The 21474-nt window shown below is 65.2% G+C and carries 20 protein-coding genes and 1 other RNA gene; 8 read left to right on the top strand and 13 right to left on the bottom strand.

The window, feature by feature from the left end; translation table 11 throughout:
• The first annotated feature begins 24 nt into the window (after positions 1-24).
• The gene (locus ACF8C6_RS05055) at positions 25-1005 is read left to right on the top strand and encodes an IS5-like element ISPa16 family transposase (RefSeq protein WP_023445617.1); all 981 of its coding nucleotides are present in this window, start codon (positions 25-27) and stop codon (positions 1003-1005) included.
• A 636-nt stretch (positions 1006-1641) separates the two neighbouring features.
• Here the strand turns inward: ACF8C6_RS05055 and ACF8C6_RS05050 are convergent.
• A complete protein-coding gene (locus ACF8C6_RS05050; RefSeq protein WP_392498288.1) occupies positions 1642-2556 on the bottom strand; it encodes a transporter substrate-binding domain-containing protein in 915 nt (304 codons plus the stop codon).
• Positions 2553-3896, bottom strand: coding sequence for a putrescine-ornithine antiporter (potE, locus tag ACF8C6_RS05045; protein WP_392498287.1), 1344 nt, complete (start codon positions 3894-3896; stop codon positions 2553-2555). The genes ACF8C6_RS05050 and potE overlap by 4 nt, the downstream gene beginning before the upstream one ends.
• Positions 3897-4084: 188 nt before the next feature.
• Here potE and ACF8C6_RS05040 point away from each other — a divergent pair, with 188 nt between their 5' ends.
• Positions 4085-4393: a DUF2388 domain-containing protein gene (locus ACF8C6_RS05040; protein ID WP_392498286.1), complete on the top strand. Its 309-nt coding sequence runs from the start codon at positions 4085-4087 to the stop codon at positions 4391-4393.
• Positions 4394-4861: 468 nt separating this feature from the next.
• Here the strand turns inward: ACF8C6_RS05040 and gcvP are convergent, their stop codons facing one another.
• The 10 genes from gcvP to ACF8C6_RS04990 form a co-directional block, all read right to left on the bottom strand.
• The gene (gene gcvP, locus ACF8C6_RS05035) at positions 4862-7738 is read right to left on the bottom strand and encodes an aminomethyl-transferring glycine dehydrogenase (RefSeq protein ID WP_392498285.1); all 2877 of its coding nucleotides are present in this window, start codon (positions 7736-7738) and stop codon (positions 4862-4864) included.
• A gap of 102 nt (positions 7739-7840) precedes the next feature.
• A complete protein-coding gene (gcvH, locus tag ACF8C6_RS05030) occupies positions 7841-8230 on the bottom strand; it encodes a glycine cleavage system protein GcvH (protein ID WP_392498284.1) in 390 nt (129 codons plus the stop codon).
• Between the two features lie 86 nt (positions 8231-8316).
• Positions 8317-9399, bottom strand: coding sequence for a glycine cleavage system aminomethyltransferase GcvT (gene gcvT / locus ACF8C6_RS05025; RefSeq protein ID WP_392498282.1), 1083 nt, complete (start codon positions 9397-9399; stop codon positions 8317-8319).
• A 172-nt stretch (positions 9400-9571) separates the two neighbouring features.
• On the bottom strand, positions 9572-11191 hold the full coding sequence (locus tag ACF8C6_RS05020) for an ABC transporter permease (RefSeq protein WP_392498281.1): 1620 nt from the start codon (positions 11189-11191) through the stop codon (positions 9572-9574).
• Between the two features lie 100 nt (positions 11192-11291).
• A complete protein-coding gene (locus tag ACF8C6_RS05015) occupies positions 11292-12293 on the bottom strand; it encodes an extracellular solute-binding protein (RefSeq protein ID WP_392498280.1) in 1002 nt (333 codons plus the stop codon).
• A gap of 100 nt (positions 12294-12393) precedes the next feature.
• A complete protein-coding gene (locus ACF8C6_RS05010; RefSeq protein ID WP_392498278.1) occupies positions 12394-13611 on the bottom strand; it encodes a 2-octaprenyl-3-methyl-6-methoxy-1,4-benzoquinol hydroxylase in 1218 nt (405 codons plus the stop codon).
• 9 nt (positions 13612-13620) lie between these two features.
• Complete coding sequence (locus ACF8C6_RS05005; RefSeq protein WP_392498277.1) at positions 13621-14103, bottom strand: DUF4442 domain-containing protein; 483 nt, start codon at positions 14101-14103, stop codon at positions 13621-13623.
• Positions 14104-14112: 9 nt separating this feature from the next.
• Positions 14113-15297, bottom strand: a complete 1185-nt coding sequence (gene ubiH, locus ACF8C6_RS05000) for a 2-octaprenyl-6-methoxyphenyl hydroxylase (RefSeq protein ID WP_392498275.1) — start codon at positions 15295-15297, stop codon at positions 14113-14115.
• Between the two features lie 4 nt (positions 15298-15301).
• Complete coding sequence (pepP, locus tag ACF8C6_RS04995; protein WP_392498274.1) at positions 15302-16636, bottom strand: Xaa-Pro aminopeptidase; 1335 nt, start codon at positions 16634-16636, stop codon at positions 15302-15304.
• 13 nt (positions 16637-16649) lie between these two features.
• Positions 16650-17201 carry a YecA family protein gene (locus tag ACF8C6_RS04990; RefSeq protein WP_392498273.1) on the bottom strand — a complete coding sequence of 184 codons (552 nt, stop codon included), beginning with the start codon at positions 17199-17201 and terminating at the stop codon, positions 16650-16652.
• 156 nt (positions 17202-17357) lie between these two features.
• On the opposite strand from ACF8C6_RS04990, the gene ACF8C6_RS04985 reads away from it, so the two are divergent.
• The 4 genes from ACF8C6_RS04985 to ACF8C6_RS04970 all read left to right on the top strand — a co-directional run bounded on the left by ACF8C6_RS04985 (position 17358) and on the right by ACF8C6_RS04970 (position 18699).
• A complete protein-coding gene (locus ACF8C6_RS04985) occupies positions 17358-17567 on the top strand; it encodes a TIGR02449 family protein (protein ID WP_277688138.1) in 210 nt (69 codons plus the stop codon).
• Entirely contained in the window at positions 17564-17878 is a 315-nt protein-coding gene (locus ACF8C6_RS04980) for a cell division protein ZapA (RefSeq protein ID WP_277688137.1), read from the top strand. The genes ACF8C6_RS04985 and ACF8C6_RS04980 overlap by 4 nt, the downstream gene beginning before the upstream one ends.
• A 34-nt stretch (positions 17879-17912) precedes the next feature.
• Positions 17913-18091, top strand: a non-coding RNA gene (gene ssrS, locus ACF8C6_RS04975) — 6S RNA.
• Between the two features lie 8 nt (positions 18092-18099).
• Positions 18100-18699: a 5-formyltetrahydrofolate cyclo-ligase gene (locus tag ACF8C6_RS04970; protein WP_392498272.1), complete on the top strand. Its 600-nt coding sequence runs from the start codon at positions 18100-18102 to the stop codon at positions 18697-18699.
• Positions 18700-18750: 51 nt separating this feature from the next.
• On the opposite strand, the gene ACF8C6_RS04965 is transcribed toward ACF8C6_RS04970, so the two are convergent.
• Positions 18751-18879 carry a hypothetical protein gene (locus tag ACF8C6_RS04965; protein WP_277688135.1) on the bottom strand — a complete coding sequence of 43 codons (129 nt, stop codon included), beginning with the start codon at positions 18877-18879 and terminating at the stop codon, positions 18751-18753.
• 201 nt (positions 18880-19080) lie between these two features.
• Between ACF8C6_RS04965 and ACF8C6_RS04960 the strand changes: the two genes are divergently transcribed.
• Positions 19081-19530 (top strand): EVE domain-containing protein, encoded by a 450-nt coding sequence (locus ACF8C6_RS04960; protein WP_277688134.1) that lies wholly within the window; start codon positions 19081-19083, stop codon positions 19528-19530.
• 51 nt (positions 19531-19581) lie between these two features.
• Positions 19582-21438 carry a diguanylate cyclase gene (locus ACF8C6_RS04955; RefSeq protein WP_392498271.1) on the top strand — a complete coding sequence of 619 codons (1857 nt, stop codon included), beginning with the start codon at positions 19582-19584 and terminating at the stop codon, positions 21436-21438.
• Positions 21439-21474: the final 36 nt, after the last annotated feature.

Raw genomic sequence — 21474 nt, 5'->3', positions numbered from 1 at the left:
CGATCCCGCCAGCCGAGTTTTTCCATGAAGCAGATGACCTTCGCCGACGCCGAGTACGCCGGCAAGCGCAAGCAGACCCGTAAGGAATTGTTCCTGATCGAGATGGATCAGGTGGTGCCGTGGAAGGGATTGATTGCCCTGATCGAGCCACACTACCCAAAGGGTGAAGGTGGTCGTCCAGCCTATCCGCTGATGGCCATGTTACGTATCCATCTGATGCAGAACTGGTTCGGCTACAGCGACCCGGCCATGGAAGAAGCGCTCTACGAGACGACCATCCTGCGTCAGTTCGCCGGGCTGAGCCTGGAGCGCATTCCCGACGAAACCACCATCCTCAACTTCCGTCGCTTGCTGGAGAAACATGAGCTGGCGGCCGGCATCCTCGGCGTAATCAATGGCTACCTGGGGGATCGCGGCCTGTCGCTGCGCCAGGGCACTATCGTCGACGCCACACTGATCCACGCGCCCAGCTCGACCAAGAACCAGGACAGCAAGCGCGATCCGGAGATGCACCAGACCAAGAAGGGCAACCAGTACTACTTCGGCATGAAGGCCCACATCGGTGTGGATGACGAGTCGGGGCTGGTGCACAGCGTGGTCGGCACGGCGGCAAACGTGGCGGATGTCACCCAGGTCGACAAACTACTGCATGGTGAAGAGAACGTCGTCTGCGCCGATGCCGGCTACACCGGCGTCGAAAAGCGCCCCGAACATGCTGGCCGCGAAGTGATCTGGCAGGTCGCAGCACGCCGCAGCACCTACAAGAAGCTCGATAAACGCAGCGCCCTGTACAAAGCCAAGCGCAAGATCGAGAAGGCCAAGGCACAAGTGCGAGCGAAGGTCGAGCACCCGTTTCGAGTGATCAAGCGCCAGTTCGGTTACGTGAAGGTGCGCTTCCGTGGCCTGGCCAAGAACACCGCTCAGCTGGTGACGCTGTTCGCGCTGTCAAACCTATGGATGGCGCGCCGACATTTGCTGACTACCGCAGGAGAGGTACGCCTGTAATGCGGAAAATGGCTGCTGCGAGGTGCTCGCGGCGGCCAAAAACGGAGAACTGAGCGGGTTACCTGGTCGATTTTGATCGACGGCCCGCTTTCAAAAGCAGCGAGGGCTGAAGTCGACCGGAAATACAGGGCTACTTCAGACCTTCCCTAACGTAGTGATCTTTTTTAATGCAGTGAGCATGAGGTGACTTCCTATCTGACGTCCAACAGGTCGCGTGCCACGGCGCGCAATAAAGCAGCAGCCGGACAACTTGAGCGCTGCGTCCATTCCGGCCACCCAGTTAGGTATAAAAGAAGTCGTCGAAATAGCCAGGAATCAGAAATACTCAATTCATCTGAATAGATTATCCGTCCGATGAAATTGGAATAAAAAATAGCGTTTCCTCGACCCAAAGTTCCGCTCAAGCACCCAAGACTCCACAGCCAGCGGCTGTTGGGTTGAGTAATAAGACAGAGTGAGCCGTGCTCACCCGCTGGCCTTCAGCGCTGGCGTGGCCGATGAATGGAGCCTCGACGCGCACGCTGTCCGCGAAGAGCAAACTGCAGAAATGTCTCCACCCGCTCCGCAGCGTCCCATCGAACTGCGCCAGGGCTGCCTGCTGTAAAAGGAGAGCACTGCCACTGACCGACAGATACGCTACCGGCCGCTGACCTCGCGGTCGCGCGGCAGAGCATAGACCTTGAACAGCAGGCGCTCCGTTTCCCCCGGCTCTCCGAGGTAGCGCCGGTATGTCTGCAGCAGTGCACCGGAGCGATACAGCTCGCTCAGGGCCCTATCCACTTGCAGGCGCAGGTCTTCATCGCCACGGGCCATGGCCAGGCTGACCGGCACGAACTCGAAGACCCGGTCGAGTACCTGCAGGCGCTCGCCGCCGGCCAACTGGCTCAGGTACTGCTTGAGCAACATGCGCTCGCTAAAGAAGGCGTCGGCCTTGCCCTCCAGGACCCACTGCACGCCCTCGGTGTAGGTCGGCACGGTCAGAACGCTGGCGATCACCCCGAGTCGGTTCAACTGTTCATGGACCCAGGCCTCGCTGACGCCACCCTCGACTACAGCGAAACTGTGTCGGCTCAGACCGCGGTTGACGGTAGCGCGCCAGGTCGGGCCGCTGTGGGCCGCCTGGCCATTGAGCACATTGAGCAGCGAAGACGGCGCATCCCGCGCCACCAGTACGCCGAGCCCGCCGGTGTAGACCGGCACGGAGAAGCTCACCGTCTGGCGCAGCGTGGCGGTGGCCGCTGCCGGCGTGCAGAACAGATCGACCTGACCGGCCTTCAGCGCGGCCGGCCACTGGTCATGGGCCAGCGCCTGGAAGCGCAACTGCAGGTCGTCCAGTTCCAGGGCGTTCTTGAGCTGGCCAGCCAGCAGACGGCAAAGCTCGATGCTGTAACCATCGACCCGCTCGCCCTGGCTGCTGCTGAACGGCGCGGTGTTCGTCTGATAGCCCAGGTTGAGCGTGGCGCTGCTGCGTATCCGCTCCAGCGTATCGGCGCCCGCCCAGCTCGGCAGTGACAGGGCCAGCAGCAGGCCCAGAAGTGCTCTCAGTCTCATAGCCAGCCCCTCGCATCGTCCGGCTGGACGCGGGATCGCTCGACGAAGTTCTTGGCGATGGAGCCGTACAGCAGGTAACCGAAGGCCATCACCAGCAGGCCGCCGAATACCGCATCCTTGCCGGAAGCGTACAGGGCGTAATAGGAGTAGAGCATGGCGATCAGCAGCAGCACGCCATTGCGGGCGAAGATGCGTGCATCGACCCTGGCCTTGTACATGATCACCAACAGCCCAGTCAGTGCCGTCACGTAGGGAATCAGGTTGGTCACTGCAGCCAGGTTGACCAGCTTGCCGAACTGCTCGCTGGCATTCGGCGAGATGGTCGACAAGGCCATCAGCGTCTGCAGCGCGGCACACACCACCAGACCAATCACCGGGGCGTTGCGCGCGGTCATACGGGAAAAGAGCCTCGGGAACATGCCCTGGTCGGCGGCGCTCTTGGCGGTCTGCGCCAGGGTGAACTGCCAGCCCAGCAGCGAGCCGACGCAGGCCATCACCGCCAACACCATGATCACCTGCCCCACCAACGGGTTGAACATCTGCGCGTAGACGAAGGCGAACGGCGCCGTCGAATTGGCCAGCTCGGCGTTGGGCACGATGCCCTGGATCACCGTGGTCGACAGCACATAGACCACCGCTGCACCCAGGGTGCCGAACAGGCAGGCAAGCGGTACGTTGCGCTTGGGGTCCTCCACTGCATCGGAGTTCTGCGCCGCCGACTCCATACCAAGGAAGGCCCACAGGGTCAGCGGAATGCTCTGCTCGATGGCGCTGCTGATCGCCAACTCGTGGGGGTTCCAGGCCGCGATGAAGATATCCGCCTCGAACCAGAACCAGCCGATCACACTGAGCCCGGCCACCGGGATGATCACCCCCCAGACCGTGATCGCACCGATCTTGCCGGTGATGCGCGGACCACCGAAATTGGCCACTGTGGTCAGCCAGATCAGCCCCAGCGTGCCGACGAACAGTGGCACGGCGCCGCTGCCCAGCCAGGGAAAAAAGGGCGTGAGATAGCCCACGGCGGAGATGCCGATGGCCACGTTGCCGATGGCCAGCGACAGGAAGTAGAGGAACGAACAGAGGAAGAACGCCGACTTGCCGTGCGCCTCCTCGCTGTAGGCCGACATGCCGCCCGAGCGCGGGCAGTAGATGCCGCACTGGGCGAAGCAATAGGCGATGGCCATGGAGCCTACGGCGGTGATCAGCCACGACAGCAACGACACCGCCCCCAGCTGCGCCATGCTCGACGGCAGCATGATGATGCCGGAGCCCATCATGTTCACCGCCACCAGCGTGGTGAGCCCAACCAGGCTCATCTTCTTGCCCGATCCAGCCATCGAAGGCCCCTCCTGTGACGCTCAGCCGCGCGGCCTTGGCCCCTTGCGCGGGGTTCAGCTCATCAGCCTAGCAGCGCTTCTGCCAATAGTCGGATGCGTGCTTGGCAGCGCTGTAGCGCATCCCGCTGGAACCCTGTGCAAGCGCCGCACCTCCAAGCAACACAGCCACTGTCCAGGAGGTTCTCGCCATGCCCCGCCTACTGACCATCACCAGCCTTGCCCTGTTCGGTCTGGCCAGCCTGCCCGCCAGCGCCGACGACACCCTGCGCCAGATCCTGTCCTCGGGCGCGACCACGGCCTCGACCTACTCCACCTTCAAGGATCACAAGCTGCTGCAGCCGGCCCGGGAAGATGCCAGCGCCTTCATCGCCAGCGACGGCGCCATCCGCGGTGCGCACCTGGAGGCGGCCCTGCAGCAGCTGCGTACCGACAACCCTCAGCTGCGGGCCAGCGATGCGCAACTGGCACAGGTCATCCTGCTCAGCGACACGCCCTGAGCGATGCCCGGCGGCGGATATCCACGTCATGTAGGCTGACGTAGAGGCGCAAGACACTTTTCCGGCAACACGAAGGCCGAGCGAAAGTACCGTGGAGGGCGGAGCTATTGGGCTTCGCTACGCTCAACCACCCGGTGTGAGAGAACTTTCTAGATCGGGACTCTAGCGGTCACGACTAAAACCCACAGGGCCATGTGCGGGCACTTGTGGGAGCGGCTTTAGCCGCAATGTTTTCGCACTGGCCTCATCGCGACTGAAGTCGCTCCCACAAAAGCCGGCCTTGCTCTTTCTACAACACATTTGCCAGAGGTAGGTTGGGTTGAGCCTGCGAAGCCCAACGAACAACGCGGCGCCCCGGCGTTGGGCTTCGTTGCTCAGCAACTCAGCCCAACCTACCCCGACCCCCAGCCATGCCACGCCCAAAGAAAAAGCCGCCCGAAGGCGGCTTTTTCATGGCGGCGGCAGGACTTACTCGCGGTAGTCGTCCATCGGCACGCAGGCGCAGAACAGGTTGCGGTCGCCGTAGACGTTGTCCACGCGGTTCACCGCCGGCCAGTACTTGTGCGCCTGGGTGTGGGCGGACGGGGTGACCGCCTCGGCGATGCTGTACGGACGATCCCACGCGCCGGTGACGTCGGCCAGGGTGTGCGGCGCCTTGACCAGCGGGTTGTTGTCCGCCGGCCACTCGCCCGCGGCGACCTTGGCGATCTCGGCGCGGATGCTCAGCATGGCCTCGATGAAGCGATCCAGCTCTTCCTTGGACTCGCTCTCGGTCGGCTCGATCATCAGCGTGCCCGGTACCGGGAAGCTCATGGTCGGGGCGTGGAAGCCGTAGTCCATCAGACGCTTGGCCACGTCTTCCTCGCTGATGCCGGTTTCCGCCTTGAGCGGACGCAGATCCAGGATGCACTCATGCGCGACGCGGTCGTTACGGCCGCTGTAGAGCACCGGGAAGGCGCCCTTGAGCTGGCTGGCCAGGTAGTTGGCGTTGAGGATCGCGGTCTCGGTGGCGTCACGCAGCTGCGGGCCCATCATGGCGATGTACATCCAGCTGATCGGCAGGATGCTGGCGCTGCCCCAGGGCGCGGCGCTGACTGCAGTGTTCTGCGGCTGCGGGCCCTGCAGCTCGACCACCGGGTGGTTGGCCACGAACGGCGCCAGGTGCGCACGCACACCGATTGGGCCCATGCCCGGACCGCCACCGCCGTGCGGGATGCAGAAGGTCTTGTGCAGGTTCATGTGCGACACGTCGGCGCCGATGTCGGCCGGACGCGCCAGGCCAACCTGGGCGTTGAGGTTGGCGCCGTCCATGTACACCTGGCCGCCGAAGCCGTGCACGACTTCGCAGATCTCGCGGATGCCTTCCTCGTACACGCCGTGGGTCGACGGGTAGGTGATCATCAGGCACGACAGCTTGTCGCCGGCCTCGGCGGCCTTGGCCTTGAGGTCGGCCATGTCGACGTTACCGGCGGCATCGCACTCGACCACCACCACGCGCATGGTCAGCATCTGCGCCGACGCCGGGTTGGTACCGTGGGCCGAGGCCGGGATCAGGCAGATGTCGCGGTGACCTTCGCCACGGCTCTCGTGGTACTTGCGAATCGCCAGCAGGCCGGCGTATTCGCCCTGGGCGCCGGAGTTGGGTTGCATGCAGATGGCGTCGAAGCCGGTGATGGCGCACAGCCAGGCTTCCAGTTCCTCGATCATCAGCTTGTAGCCGGCGGCCTGCTCGCGCGGGGCGAAGGGGTGCAGGTTGCCGAATTCCGGCCAGGTCACCGGGATCATCTCGCTGGTGGCGTTCAGCTTCATGGTGCAGGAACCCAGCGGGATCATGGCCTGGTTCAGGGCCAGGTCCTTGTTCTCCAGGCGCTTGAGGTAGCGCAGCATGTCGGTTTCACTGTGGTGGCTATTGAACACCGGGTGGCTCAGGTAGCCACTGGTGCGCTGCAGCGCGGCCGGGATGCCCTGCGGCACTTCGCCGGCATCCAGCTCGGCCACGCTCAGGCCGTGGTCGGCGCCGAGGAAGATGGCGAACAGCTGCTCGACAGTCTGCTCCGAGCAGGTTTCGTCCAGGCTCACGCCCAGCTTGCCGCGACCGAGGATGCGCAGGTTGATGCGCGCGGCCTTGGCCGACTCGAGGATGGCGGTCTGCATGCCGCCGACATCCAGGGTCAGGGTGTCGAAGAAGTGCTGGTTGTCGCGTTTGACGCCCTTCAGCTCCAGGCCGGCGGCCAGTACGCAGGTCAGGCGATGCACGCGCTGGGCGATGCGCTTGAGGCCTTGCGGGCCGTGGTACACGGCGTAGCAGCTGGCCATGTTGGCCAGCAGCACCTGCGAGGTGCAGATGTTGGAGTTGGCCTTCTCGCGGCGGATGTGCTGCTCGCGGGTCTGCAGGGCCATGCGCAGCGCGGTGTTGCCGCGGGCGTCCTTGGACACACCGATGATGCGCCCCGGCATGGCGCGCTTGAAGGCGTCACGGGTGGCGAAGAAGGCCGCGTGCGGGCCGCCGTAGCCCATCGGCACGCCGAAGCGCTGAGCAGAACCGAGCACCACGTCGGCGCCCAGTTCGCCCGGCGGGGTCAGCAGCAGCAGGCTGAGCAGGTCGGCGGCGACACAGGCCAGGGCGTTCTGCGCGTGCAGCTGTTCGATCAGCGGCTTGATGTCGCGGATTTCGCCGTGGGTGTCCGGGTACTGCAGCAGCGCGCCGAACACTTCCAGGCCGGCCAGTTCGTCCAGCGCGCCGACCTTGACCTCGAAGCCGAAGCCTTCGGCACGGGTCTGCACCACGGAGATGGTCTGCGGGTGGCAGTTCTCGTCGACGAAGAACAGGTTGCTCTTGCTCTTGGCGACGCGCTTGGCCAGGCCCATGGCCTCGCCAGCAGCGGTGGCTTCGTCGAGCAGGGATGCGCTGGCCAGGTCGAGGCCGGTGAGGTCGATGGTCAGCTGCTGGAAGTTCAGCAGCGATTCCAGGCGACCCTGGGCGATCTCCGGCTGGTAGGGGGTGTAGGCGGTGTACCAGCCCGGGTTTTCCAGCAGGTTGCGCAGGATCACGGTCGGGGTGATGGTGCCGTGGTAGCCCATGCCGATCAGGTTGGTCCACAGCTGGTTCTGTTCGGCATAGCCCTTGAGCTTGGCCAGGGCACCCTGCTCGTCCAGTGCGGCCGGCAGGTCCAGCTCGCGGCCCAGGCGGATGGCGGGCGGCACGGTCTGCTCGATCAGCTCGGCGCGGCTGCTCAGGCCCAGGGTGTCGAGCATGGCCTGCTCTTCACGGGCATCGGGGCCGAGGTGACGGCGGAGGAAGGCATCGGGCTGTTGCAGTTGGTCGAGACGGGGCGTCTGGGACATGGTGGGGCTCTCGAAAAATGACAGAGCCTCGACGGATCGAGGCTCGCAAGCGAAATTCGTGATTGCGGGCGACAGGCCGCGTGCTAGAGGCGGCCCTGCACCTTAGGCATCGGCGGAGCAGACGGCCTGGTAGCCGGCGGCATCGAGCAGGCCTTCCAGCTCGGCCGGGTTGCTCGGCTGCAGCTTGAAGAACCAGGCTTCGTAAGGCTCGCCATTGACCTGCTCCGGCGCATCGGCCAGGGCTTCGTTGACGGCCAGCACTTCACCGGCGATCGGGGCGTAGATGTCGGAAGCGGCTTTCACCGACTCCACCACACCGGCTTCCTGGCCGGTGGCCAACTGCTTGCCGACTTCCGGCAGCTCGACGTAAACCACGTCACCCAGGGCTTCCTGAGCATGGTCGGTAATGCCGATGGTGACCGAACCGTCGGCCTCCAGGCGGATCCACTCGTGGCTGTCGACGTAACGCAGATCGGCGGGGATATTGCTCATGGTGTCTTCCTCGGAATCGATGGGGCGAATCGGCCGCCCGGAAAATTTAGCAGGTGGGGCAGGCGCTGGCGCCTCGCCCCGACAAATCAGATAACGGCCTTGCCGTTGCGGACGAAGTTCGCCTGCACGACGCGTACCGGGTACCACTTGCCGCGGATCTCCACCTCGGCGCGGTCGCCGGTGGCGGCCGGCACGCGGGCCAGGGCGATGGACTTGTTCAGCGTCGGCGAGAAGCTGCCGCTGGTGATTTCACCTTCGCCCGCACCTTCCACGCGCACCACCTGGTGGGCACGCAGCACGCCGCGCTCTTCCAACACCAGGCCAACCAACTTGGGCTGGTCGCCGGCGGCACGCTGGCTTTCCAGGGCGCTGCGGCCGATGAAGTCGCGCTCGGCCGGCTCCCAGGCGATGGTCCAGCCCATGTTGGCGGCCAGCGGGGATACGTCGTCGGTCATGTCCTGGCCATACAGGTTCATGCCGGCTTCCAGGCGCAGGGTGTCGCGCGCGCCCAGGCCGATCGGGGCAATGCCGGCGCCAACCAGTTCACTGAGGAAGGTGGGTGCTTCGGCGGCCGGCAGCATGATTTCCAGACCGTCCTCGCCGGTGTAACCGGTACGGGCGATGAACCAGTCGCCGTCCGGCAGGCCCTGGAACACCTTGAGTTCGTTGATCAGCGCAGCGCGTGCCGGGGTCACCAGCTCGGCGGTCTTGGCGCGGGCATGCGGGCCCTGGATGGCCAGCATGGCCAGCTCGGGGCGCTCGCTCAGGGTGACGTCGAAGCCGGCGGTGTGCGCCTGCATCCAGGCCAGGTCCTTGTCGCGGGTGGCGGCGTTGACCACCATGCGGTAGCCCCAGTCGGTGAGGTAGACGATGAGGTCGTCAACCACGCCGCCGCGCTCGTTGAGCATGCCGCTGTAGAGGGCCTTGCCCGGCGTTTTCAGACGATCGACATCGTTGGCCAGCAGGTGCTGCAGCCAGGCCTTGGCCTGGGCGCCGGTGATGTCGACCACGGTCATGTGGGACACATCGAACACGCCGCAATCGCGACGTACCTGATGGTGCTCCTCGACCTGGGAGCCGTAGTGCAGCGGCATGTCCCAGCCGCCGAAATCGACCATCTTGGCGCCCAGCGCCAGATGCTGTTCATACAGGGGTGTACGCTGTCCCATGGAGAGCTCCTTGTGCGGGCCCGGCCCCAGCCAGACATTGGCAAAAAGGGCCCGGGAATCATGGACGGCTGCGTAAGCAGGCGCGCATTGTAGCCCCGCTAATGTGACTGGTCACGCCACACTCAGACCAATTGGTCATGCCCGAATTTCCTGACTTTCGGGACAAGCCAGCTCAATGGCCGGGCTGGTGGGCGGAACGCCGGATCAGGCCGATCACCGGCAACAGGCCGACCAGCACCAGGGTCAGCGCCGGCAGGGCGGCACGCGCCCATTCGCCCTCGCTGGTCATCTCGAAGATGCGCACCGACAGGGTGTCCCAGCCAAAGGGGCGCATCAGCAGGGTGGCCGGCATTTCCTTAAGCACATCGACGAACACCAACAGCGCGGCGGACAGCGCCCCCGGCACCAGCAGCGGCAGGTAGACCCGCAGGAACAGCGCCGGGCCTCCGACCCCGAGGCTGCGCGCGGCCTGCGGCAGTGACGGGCGGATGCGCGCCAGGCTGCTCTCCAGCGGCCCATAGGCCACCGCCATGAAACGCACCAGATAGGCCAGCAACAGGGCGAACAGGCTGCCCAGCAGCAGCGGCTTGCCGGCGCCGCCGAGCCAGCTCGACAGCGGGATCACCAGCTGCCGGTCGAGGTAACTGAAAGCCAGCATGATGGCCACCGCCAGCACCGAGCCGGGCAAGGCGTAGCCCAGGTTGGCGGTGCTGACCAGGGTGCGCATCGGGCGGGTCGGCGCCTGGCGGCGGGCGAAGGCCAACAGCAGGGCCACCGCCACGGTGATCAGCGCCGCCAGACCACCCAGGTAGAGGGTATGCAGGATCAGGCCGACGTAGCGCTCGTCCAGGTCGAAGCGGCCGCGCTGCCAGAACCACACGAGCAGCTGCAGCATGGGCACGACGAAGGCACAGGCGAACACCAGGCCGCACCAGCCCGAGGCCGCCACGGCCTTCCAGCCCTGCAGGTGGTAGAGGGGTTTACCCCGCGGCCGCTCATTGGCCGGGCGGGCGGCGCCGCGAGCGCGGCGTTCGCCGTACAGCACCAGCAGCACGGCGAGCAGCAGCAGACTGGCCAGCTGGGTAGCGCTGGACAGGCTGTAGAAGCTGTACCAGGTCTTGTAGATGGCGGTGGTGAAAGTGTCGAAGTTGAACACCGAGACGGCGCCGAAGTCGGCCAGGGTTTCCATGATGGCCAGCGCCAGGCCGGCACCAATCGCCGGCCATGCCATTGGCAGAGCCACGCGCCAGAAGGCCTGCCAGGGCGACAACCCGAGCACCCGCGCGGCCTCCATCAACCCCTTGCCCTGAGCCAGAAAGGCGCCGCGGGCGAGCAGATAAACATAGGGGTAGAACACCAGCACCAGCACGATGATCACCCCGCCGGTAGAGCGTACCCGAGGGAAGCGGATACTTGTACCGAACCAGTCGCGGGCCAGGCTTTGCAGCGGCCCGGCGAAATCCAGCAAACCGACAAAAACGAAGGCCAGCACGTAGGCGGGGATGGCGAACGGCAGCATCAGAGCCCAGTCCAGCCAGCGCCGGCCGGGAAACTCGCAGAGGCTGGTGAGCCAGGCCAGGCTGATACCCAACAGCAGCACGCCGGCGCCAACACCACTGACCAGAACCAGAGTATTGCCGATCAGGCGCGGCATCTGGGTGTCCCACAAGTGCGCCCAGATCTGCCCATCCACCTCATGCCAGGACAGCAGCAACACCGACAGCGGCAGTAGCACCAGCGCGGCGATGGCAAAAGCAATGGGGTACCAACGACGCTGGACGGGATGGCTCACACGGACTCCTGACAGGCGGAAACGAAACGCCCCGGACTGGCCGGGGCGTCGAGTATAACGGTGTCGCGTCGCGGTTGAGCGACGCGCGGCCAGTCGCGGCTTAGTTCCAGCCGGCGCGGTCCATCAGCATGGTGGCCTCGGCCTGACGCTTGCCGGCCACTTCCACCGGCACGCTGTCAGCCTTGAACGCACCCCAGGCCGCCACTTCCGCGGACGGCTTGACCGCCGGGTTGGCCGGGTATTCCTGGTTGATGTCGGCGAACAGGTTCTGCGCCTCCGGGCCGGTCATCCACTCCAGCAGCTGCTGGGCGGCCTCGGCATGCGGGGCATGCTGGGTCACACCGGCACCAGAGAGGTTGACGTGCACACCGCGGTCAGCCTGGTTCGGCCAGAACGGCTTCACCTTGAGCGCCGGGTTCTGCTTGTGCAGGCGGCCGTAGTAGTAGGTGTTGGTGATGCCCACGTCGCACTGGCCGGCATCGATGGCCTGCAGCAGCGCGGTGTCATCGGCAAACACGTCGGTGGCCAGGTTGCCCACCCAGCCCTTGATGATCTCCTCGGTCTTGGCCGCGCCATGGGCCTCGATCAGGGTGGCGGTCAGCGACTGGTTGTAGACCTTCTTGCTGGTACGTAGGCACAGGCGGCCTTCCCAGTTCTTGTCGGCCAGCGCCTCGTAGGTGCTCAGCTCTTCCGGCTTGACCCGCTCGGTGGAGTAGAAGATGGTCCGCGCACGCAGCGACAGGCCGGTCCAGGCACCATTGCTGGCGCGGTACTGGGCTGGGATGTTGGCTTCGATCACGGAGGACTTGAGCGGCTTGAGCACGCCTTCCTGCTCGGCCTGCCAGAGGTTGCCGGCATCGACGGTGATCAGCAGATCCGCCGGGGTGTTTTCACCTTCGGCCTTGAGGCGCGCCAGCAGCGGGGCTTCCTTGTCGGTAATGAACTTGATCTGCGTGCCGGTCTTGGCGGTATAGGCATCGAACACGGGCTTGATCAGTTCGTCGATGCGCGCGGAATAAACCACGATTTCATCGGCGGCCTGGGCGGTGCCGGCCAGGGCGGAAAGGGCCAGTGTGGCCAGGAAACCGGAGCGGAGCTGCATGGGTGCTGCCTCTTATTTGTCGAGAGAGCGAATAGTAGTGAATGCTATTTAGCTTCTCAATGTGGCACTTGGCCGCTCCGTAACTGAATGTTGCAGCCCCTCAAGCCTGCGCCAACGCCGGCAGATCCCCGGCCAGACCGAGGGCGCGGCGCACAAACAGAGCCTTGGCATCCGGCAACTCGTCGACCCAGTTGAGGCCGCTGTTGCGCAGCAGGCGGATCGGCAGCGGATCGGCCTGGAACAGGCGCTCGAACCCCTCCATGGCAGCCATCATCGCCAGGTTGTGCGGCATGCGCCGGCGCTCGTAACGGCTGAGCACACGCACATCATTCGGCTGCTCGCCTCGTGAGAGGGCGTGCAGCAGCACCTCGGCCAGCACCGCTGCATCGAGAAAGCCGAGATTGACGCCCTGCCCGGCCAACGGATGAATGCTGTGCGCGGCATCGCCGATCAGCGCCAGACCGCTCTCGACATAGCGCTTGGCATGGCGCTGACGCAACGGGATGCAAACGCGCGGGTCGACCTGGCCGACCTCGCCCAGGCGCCACTCGAACGCCTTGCCCAGTTCATGGCGAAACGCCTCGTCATCCAGCGCCATCAGCCGCTCGGCCTCGGCCGGCACGGTGGACCAGACGATCGAGCACCAGTGCGAATCATCGCCGCGCTGCAGCGGCAGGAAGGCCAGCGGGCCATCATCGGTGAAACGCTGCCAGGCCGTGGCCTGGTGCGGGCGCGCGCAACGCACGCTGGTAACGATGGCGTGGTGCAGGTAATCCCACTCACGCGTCGCGCACCCGGCCAGGCGGCGCACCGCCGAATTGGCACCATCGGCGGCGACCAGCAGCGGCGCGCGCAGCTCGCGACCGTCGGCCAGGCTGAGCAGCCAACCATCACCGGAGCGGCGCAGCTGCTCCAGGCGGGCATTGCCGAGCAAACCGATCTGGCTGTCGTGCAAACGCTCCAGCAGGGCGTCCTGGACCACGCGATTCTCGACGATATGGCCGAGGGTATCGGCATGCACGCTGGCGGCGGAGAAATGCACGCTGCCGGTGCCAGAGCCGTCCCACACACGCATGTCGCGGTAGGGCGTGGCACGCCGCGCAGCAACACCGCCCCACACGCCGAGACGCTCGAGGATGCGCTGGCTGGCGGCGGACAAGGCGCTGACCCGCGGTTCGAACGCGCCTTGCGCGTCGAACGGCTTGACGCTGAGCGGGCTGCCGTCAACCACGAGAATCTCCAGGCCGCTGTGCTCCAGGGCCAGGGCCAGGGCACTGCCGACCATGCCGGCGCCCACGATGATCAGGTCCGCTTGCATCTGCTGTCCTTAGGCGGCCTGGCGGGCGCGCGGCTTGAGGCGAACATAGAGGGTCTTGTGCACGGTGGCGACCAGGGTGCCACTAGCGTCGCGAATCTCGACGTGCAGCTGGGGCAGGTACTTGTCGCCACCGGCGGTATGAGTGCGGATGTCCGTCAGCAAGGCATCGTCGATATGAAAATCGGCATACACCGGACCTTTGCCCGGGCTGACGAAGTCGATGCTGGCGGCCTTGTCCCAGACGATGTAATCGCGCCCCAGCAGCTGCATCAGCATGAGCATGAAGAACGGGTCGGTCATGCTATACAGCGAGCCGCCAAACTGGGTGCGTACATAGTTACGGTTGTACCAGCCGAGGCCCATGCGCACTCGCACATGACGAAAGTCCGAGCTGATTGCGCGCACGCGAATCCCGGCGCCCACGTACGGCGGATAGAAGTTCAGACCAAGGCGCAGCAGGCGGGCACGGCGCGCCAGTTTTTTCTCACTCATCGAGCAGGCTCACAGACTACGGGTTCCCAGGCCCATGGCCTGGCGGGCAAACCAGCGCTTGGCCGGCGGCAACAGATCGAGGCCGAGCAGGCCGAGCGTGCGACCGGCGACCAGCAGCGATTCGTCACGGCCAAACAGGCGCGTCACGCGATCGGAAAAGCTGACGGTCAGCGCCTGGTCCTGCTGCTGCCGCTGCAGGTAACGCTGCAGGACGGCAAAGTCGCCTACCGTCTGGTCGCTGGCCAACAGGGTCTCGGCCAGGGCCTGGGTATCGCGCAACGACAGGTTGAAGCCCTGCCCCGCCACCGGGTGCAGGCTGTGGGCGGCATTGCCGAGAATGACCAGGTTCGGGCGCACCTGCTCGGCGGCCTCCACCAGCGCCAGCGGGTAGACGTGCCGGGTGCCGACCTGGCGCAGGCTGCCCAGGCGATAACCAAAAGCCTGCTGCAGCTCAGCGAGAAACTCGGCATCCGGCAGAGCCTGCAGGCGCTCGGCATCCACCGGCGGACGCGTCCAGACCAGCGCGCAACGCTGCTCCGACAGGGGCAACAGCGCCAGCGGGCCCTGCGCGGTGAAACGCTCGAAGGCCTGGCCACCATGGGCCTCGGCCGGGGTGATATTGGCGATGAGTGCGCACTGTTCGTAAGGCGTATGCCGTACGGCGATGCCCAGTTGCTCACGCAGGCCGGAGCGACCACCGTCAGCCAGCACGGCCAGGTCACAGTCAAGACTGGAGCCATCGTTCAGCTGCAGGCGATAGCCATCGCCCAGCGCCGTCATGCGCGCCACCTCGGCCGGGCAACGCCACTCGACCACCGCGGGGTCCAGTGCACGCCACAGGCAATGGCCCATCCAGGCGTTCTCCAGCACATAGCCCAACGCCGGCACACCTTCGTCCTCGGCACTCAGGCGGGTCGCGCCGAAGCGGCCCTGATCGGACACCTGAATCTGGCTGATCGCCTCGGCCCGTTCGGCCAGCGCCGGCCACAGGCCAAGGCGTTCAAAAATCTGCCGACTGCCATAGGACAACGCGCTGGAACGGGCGTCGTAACTGGGCTGGTAGGCATCACCCGGGGCAAAGGGCTCGACCAGCACGATCTTCCAGCCACGCGTCCTGGCGCCGGCCTGCAGGGCCAGGGCCAGGCTGGCACCGACCAGCCCTCCTCCGACAATGGCCAGCTGAACTCGGCTCATGACGTCAGGCGGCCTGCTCGCGGGCGGCCGCCATCAGCGCCTCGATCTCGGCGACGCTCTTCGGCACGCCGGTGGTGAGGACCTCGCAGCCGCTCTTGGTTACCACCACGTCGTCTTCGATGCGCACGCCAATACCGCGCCACTTCTTGGCCACGCTCTGGTTGTCGGCTGCGATGTAGATGCCCGGTTCGACCGTCATGCACATGCCTGGCTCCAGCACACGCCACTCGCCGCCAACCTTGTATTCGCCGACGTCGTGCACGTCCATGCCCAGCCAGTGACCGGCGCGGTGCATGTAAAAGGGCTTGTAGGCTTCGCTGGCGATCAGCTCGTTGACATCGCCTTGCAGCAGACCCAGCTCCACCAGGCCGGCAGTGATCACCTGCACGGTGGCTTCGTGGGCTTCATTCCAGTGCTTGCCCGGGGCGATGTGCTTGAAGGCCTCTTCATTGGCCTTGAGCACCAACTCGTAGATGGCCTTCTGCTCGGGCGAGAAGATGCCGTTGACCGGGAAGGTGCGGGTGATGTCGCTGGCGTAACAGTCGATCTCGCAGCCGGCATCGATCAGCACCAGATCGCCGTCTTTTAGCGGCGCGTCATTCTCGCGGTAGTGCAGGATGCAGGCATTCTTTCCGGCAGCGACGATCGAGCCGTAGGCCGGCATCTTTGCCCCGCCCTTGCGGAATTCGTAGTCCAGCTCGGCTTCCAGGTGGTATTCGGCCAGGCCGGCGCGGCTGGCCTGCATGGCGCGGATGTGCGCGCGGGCGGAAATCTCCGCCGCCTCGCGCATCACCTTCACCTCGTTGGCCGACTTGTACAGGCGCATGTCGTGCAGCAGGTGGTCGAGGGCGACGAACTCGTTGGGCGGGGTAGCGCCCAGGCGCGCCTTGGAACGGATCACGTTGACCCACTCCATCAGCTGGTGATCGAACTCCTGGTTGCGGCCAATCCCGTAGTAGACCCGCTCGCGCCCCTCGATCAGGCCGGGGAGGATGTCGTCGATATCGCCAATCGGGAAGGCATCGTCAGCGCCGTAGGTACTGATCGCGCCATCCTGGCCGGCACGCAGGCCATCCCACAGCTCACGCTCCGGGTCGCGCTCGCGGCAGAACATCACGTATTCGCCATGGGCACGCCCGGGAATCAGTACCAGCACCGCTTCCGGCTCGGGAAAGCCACTGAGGTACTGGAAGTCGCTGTCCTGGCGGTAGGTGTGCTCGACATCGCGATTGCGGATGTACACCGGTGCCGCCGGCAGGATGGCGATGCTGTTGGGCTCCATCTGCTCCATCAGCGCCTTGCGCCGACGGGCGTATTCCGACTTGGGGATGCTGACCATGGCGATTGCTACCTTAATGCAGGGAAGGTTTGGCGGCGGGCGCGGCCTTGCCGCACTCGGCGAACAGCAGCAGCGGCGCAACGCGCAGGTACTCCATCACTTCCATGTAGTCGCTCTCGCCCTCCTCGGACTCTTCCAAGGCACTCTGCACCTGGGCGATGGCAGACAGGTCCTGCAGCACTTCCATGGCCTCGGTGCTGAGCGCGGCGTTGCCGAGCACCATGCCGAAGCCGTCGAGGAAACCCTGGCACCACTGTCCCAGGGCCTTGGCCCGCTCGGCCAGCGGCGCATCGTCCGCTGGCAACAACAGCACCACGGTGACATCCTGGCCACCGAGCTCGCCCTTGACCATCTCCTGCAGGCCGACCAGGGCCTGGCGCACATTGTCGGCCGGCTCGCCGCCGAGCAGTTCAGCCGCATCGGCCAGCCAGGCGTCGGCTTCGAAGCCGGCACCGGCACAGCTGCGGCCCAGCAACAGGCCGTGCAGCTCGGCCGGGGAAACGGGTTTGCCGTTGCTCGCCAGCAGGGCGGCAAAGGCGGCGTAGGGGGAATTCGCTGTAGACATGGCAACTAGGCGCTGAACCGCGCAATCTCTAGAATGGAGGCCTCGTATCGTAGGGCCTGAGCGCGAGGGTTTCCACCGTCGTGTTGTCGCGCCCCGCTTGTCGCCCCCTCCCCGCATTCCTATATAGTGCCGAGACTCATAGCCCTGGTGGAGCCAATGGAAGACGCCGAACTGCAAGCCCTCACACGCAAGCTTGAACTCTTGATTCAGCGCGTCGAGCAGCTCAAGTCGCAGAACCGTGCCCTGCTGGCCAGTGAGAAGGCCTGGCGCGAGGAACGCGCCCATCTAATCGAAAAGAACGAAATGGCCCGGCTCAAGGTCGAAGCGATGATTTCGCGCCTGAAAGCCCTGGAGCAGGACACATGACCCAGCCGAACACCGTAACCGTGCACATCCTCGACAAGGACTACTGCATCGCCTGCCCGGCGGAAGAGCGCGCCAACCTGGAAAGCGCCGCCCGCTACCTGGACGGCAAGATGCGCGAGATCCGCTCCGGCGGCAAAGTCATTGGCGCCGACCGCATCGCCGTGATGGCAGCACTGAACATTACGCATGACCTGCTGCACAAGCAGCAGCGCCTGGACCAGGAAGCCGACCACACCCGCGAGCGCGTACGCGACTTGCTGGACCGGGTCGACAGCGCCCTGGCCGCCGATCCGGATGGTGGTCTGCTCTGACCTCGCGCCAGGCTTATGGGGTATACTGCCGGCCAGCTCCCTGGAGTGTTGGCCAGTCGGTGATGTCCCTGAGCCGATACGCACAACCACGGGGGTTGCCAGTGGGGCCGGTGTGCATGTCCGCCTGACGGAAAGCCTTAACGCCTCCTGCAATCTCCACCTTGAACTTTCGGGTTCAAGGGCTAACCCGACAGCGGCACCGCCGGGGAGTCCCGAATTCCATGATCCTGGCTTCTGACCTGTCCCGCGCAGCCCTGCGCCGGCAGCTGCGCCAGGCGCGTCGCGCCCTCTCCCCCCTGCAGCAGCGGCAGGCCGCCCGCGCCCTAAGGCGCCAACTGGCCCAGCATCCGCTGTTTCGCCGCGCCCGCCACATTGCCCTGTACCTGCCCAGCGACGGCGAGATCGATCCGCGCCCCTTGCTGCGCGAAGCACAAAAGCGCGGCAAGGCAACCTATCTACCGGTACTCGAACGCTGGCCGCACTCCGGCATGCGCTTCCAGCGCGTCCGCCCGGGCGAAAAGATGCTGCGCAATCGCTTCCGCATCGCCGAGCCAGTCGCCTGCCGCGCACGCCAGCGCGCGCCTTGGGCACTGGATCTGATCCTGCTGCCACTGGTCGGTTTCGATAGTTATGGGGGACGGCTCGGCATGGGCGGCGGCTTCTATGACCGCTGCCTGGGCTATCGCAACATGCGCAAAAATTGGCACAAGCCGACGCTTTTGGGAGTCGCCCATGAGGGTCAGCGGGTAGACAGACTGCCCCTGGCCAGCTGGGATGTCAGACTGACGGGCGTCGTGACGGATAAGGCTTGGTACGTTTGAGGCGGAAGGTTCGAGGCCGCCGCGCTCCCTGCGGCAGACGTCGACTGTGGATCAGCGTTCGCTCTGACTGATTGGCAGGTCACCCTGACGATCCCAGAGGCTCTGGGTGTAACCTGTGGTAACCATGCCCAGGCTGAACAGAATGACCAGGACCCACAATATATCTGGCTTGCGTTTCATCGAGTTGCCTCCCCCTTTTCGGCACACTGCGTGGCTTGTCCGGTAGTGGTGTTGTTATTGGCCGTTACGACGGCGTCCAGCCTGGGTCGCAACCCTCTTCGGGGTCATACGAGCCCACACAGTTTCTGACGCCAACAGGCCGCCCGCGTCGGGAACGATTTTCATGCCCGTCGCAAAGACCGGCAGACAGGAGCAAAGTTCATGCCTTATTGGTTGATGAAGTCGGAACCCGATGAACTGTCCATCAAGCACCTGCGCCACCTCGGCCGCGCACGCTGGGATGGGGTGCGCAACTACCAGGCCCGCAACTTCATGCGCAGCATGAGCGAGGGTGATCTGTTCTTCTTCTATCACTCCAGCTGTCCGGAGCCCGGCATCGCCGGCATCGCCCGCATCGCCAGCCCGGTCTATCCGGACCCCACAGCCCTGGACCCACAGAGCCACTACTTCGACGCCAAGGCCAGCGCAGAGAAAAACCCGTGGAGCGCGCTGGATGTAGAGTTCGTCGAGGCCTTTCCCCAGGTGCTGTCGCTGACCCGTCTCAAGGCAACTGCAGCACTCTCCGGCCTCGCCTTGGTGCAACGTGGCAGTCGCCTGTCGGTGATGCCGGTCAGTGACGAAGAATGGCAGGCGATTCTGGCCATGCGTTGAGTGCCGGCATGCACTGTGCTATGACCAAGGCACAGCCTGTGGAGCCCATCGATGCGCGCACCCTCCGCCTGGCCGGCGCGCCTCGCGCTGGTTGTTTTATTTCTGGCACTGAGCGGTGCCAGTCTGATGCTCTGGCAACAACTGGAACAGAGCCAGCAAGAACGCCTGCATGAGCGTGTGAGCTATCAGGCGAGTGCACTGACACGGCAGCTGGAAAGCACGCTGCAAAGTGAGGTCGGCAGCCTCGCGCGCATCGCGCGACTGTGGAACAACCTCGGTCGGCTCTACCAGGAAGACTGGGAAACCGAGGCCGACCTGGCCTTGCGCGGCTTTCCCGCCTACCAGTCGATCCAGTGGGTCGGCCCTGACTTGAAAATGCGCTGGCTGCGGCCCCTGCAGGGCAACGAGGCGGCCCGCAATTTTCGCCTCCCGACTGACCACCCCAACTACCCTCTGGCCATGCAGGCCAAGGAGAGCGGCGAGCAGCGCTTCTCCAACAGCGTGCAACTGGTGCAGGGTGGCCGCGGCTTCGTGCTCTACACCCCGCTGTATCTGCGCAACGCCCGAGGTGACCGGCAGTTCGACGGCTTCCTGCAGGGCGTGTTCCGCGTCGAACCGCTGATGAACGAACTGCTCGACCAGATCGACAGCGACGAATTCAGCCTGCGCCTACTGGAAAACGGCCACAGCCTGTACAGTCGCGAACGCTCAGGAACCCTGCCGGACATGGCCGTGGACGTGCCCGTGCGCTTGCTCAACAACGACAGCTTCACACTGCAGCTCAGCCCGACCCACAGGCTTCTGCAGCAGCTCTCCACGCCACTGCCACAGGTCGTACTGGGGGCCGGCCTGGCCATCAGCCTGCTGCTGGTTGCCGCCCTGGCGCTGGCCCAGGAGAACGCACGCCGGGCCAGTGCCCTGCAGAGAGCCAACAGGCGCCTGGAGGTGGAAGCCACACGCCGCGAGGCCATCGAGCAGAACCTGCGTGACAGCCGTGAACGCCTGCAGTTGATCATCGACCTGACCGACTCCAGCCACGACGGCCTGTTCATCTTCGATACCCGCAGCCGCGAGCTGCTGCACATGAACCAGGCCAGCTATGCCTCCCTGGGCTACCGCGCCGAACAATTCGCGCAGCTGCTGCGTGACAACCCCGAACAGCTACTACCGGGCTTCCACGACTGGCTGGAGCAAGTGCGCAAAGCCCAGCGCGACAACCAGTCGCGTATTTTCCAGCGCGAGATGTGTCGCCGCGACGGCAGCCGCCAGCCCGCCGAAATCAACACTCAACTGGTGCATCAGGGCGCACGCGAGTACCTGATTGCCGTATCGCGCGACAACAGCGAGCGCCTGGCCCTGGAGGCCCGCCTGCAACGCCTGTCGCAGCTGGATGGCCTGACCGGCCTGTATAACCGCCGCTTCTTCGATCACCAGCTCAAAAGCGAGTGGCGCCGCCTGCGCCGAATTGGCGCGCCGCTGACCCTGCTGATGCTGGATATCGACCACTTCAAGGCCTTCAACGACAAGCTCGGTCACCTCGCGGGCGACGATGCCTTGCGCCAGGTGGCCAGCCTGCTCCAGGAAAGCCTGCAGCGCGAAGGCGACGTGGCCTGCCGCTATGGCGGCGAAGAATTCGCCATCATCCTCGCCAACACCGGCCTGGACGGCGGCGAGCATGTGGCCGCGCGCGTCCATGAACTGGTCGCCAGCCTGGCTATCGTCCACCCCGGCAGCCCGGACGGACGCCTGACCCTGAGCATCGGCCTGGCCGTCGCCGAGCCGGTCGGTGAAGAGTCACCAGCAGGCCTGATTGCCCGGAGCGACCAGGCCCTGTACCGAGCCAAGCACGAAGGGCGCAATCGCACTTGTATATGGAGTAGCACACTCGCTCAGACCAACCCGCCTTGACCTGAATCAAGCCCGCGTGGCCGTCACCAGCAGACA

The sequence above is a fragment of the Pseudomonas sp. zbq_18 genome (assembly GCF_043102245.1).
Classification (GTDB): domain Bacteria; phylum Pseudomonadota; class Gammaproteobacteria; order Pseudomonadales; family Pseudomonadaceae; genus Aquipseudomonas.
The sequence above is the reverse complement of the archived record's forward strand: the minus strand, read 5'-3'. Positions and strand labels throughout refer to the sequence as shown.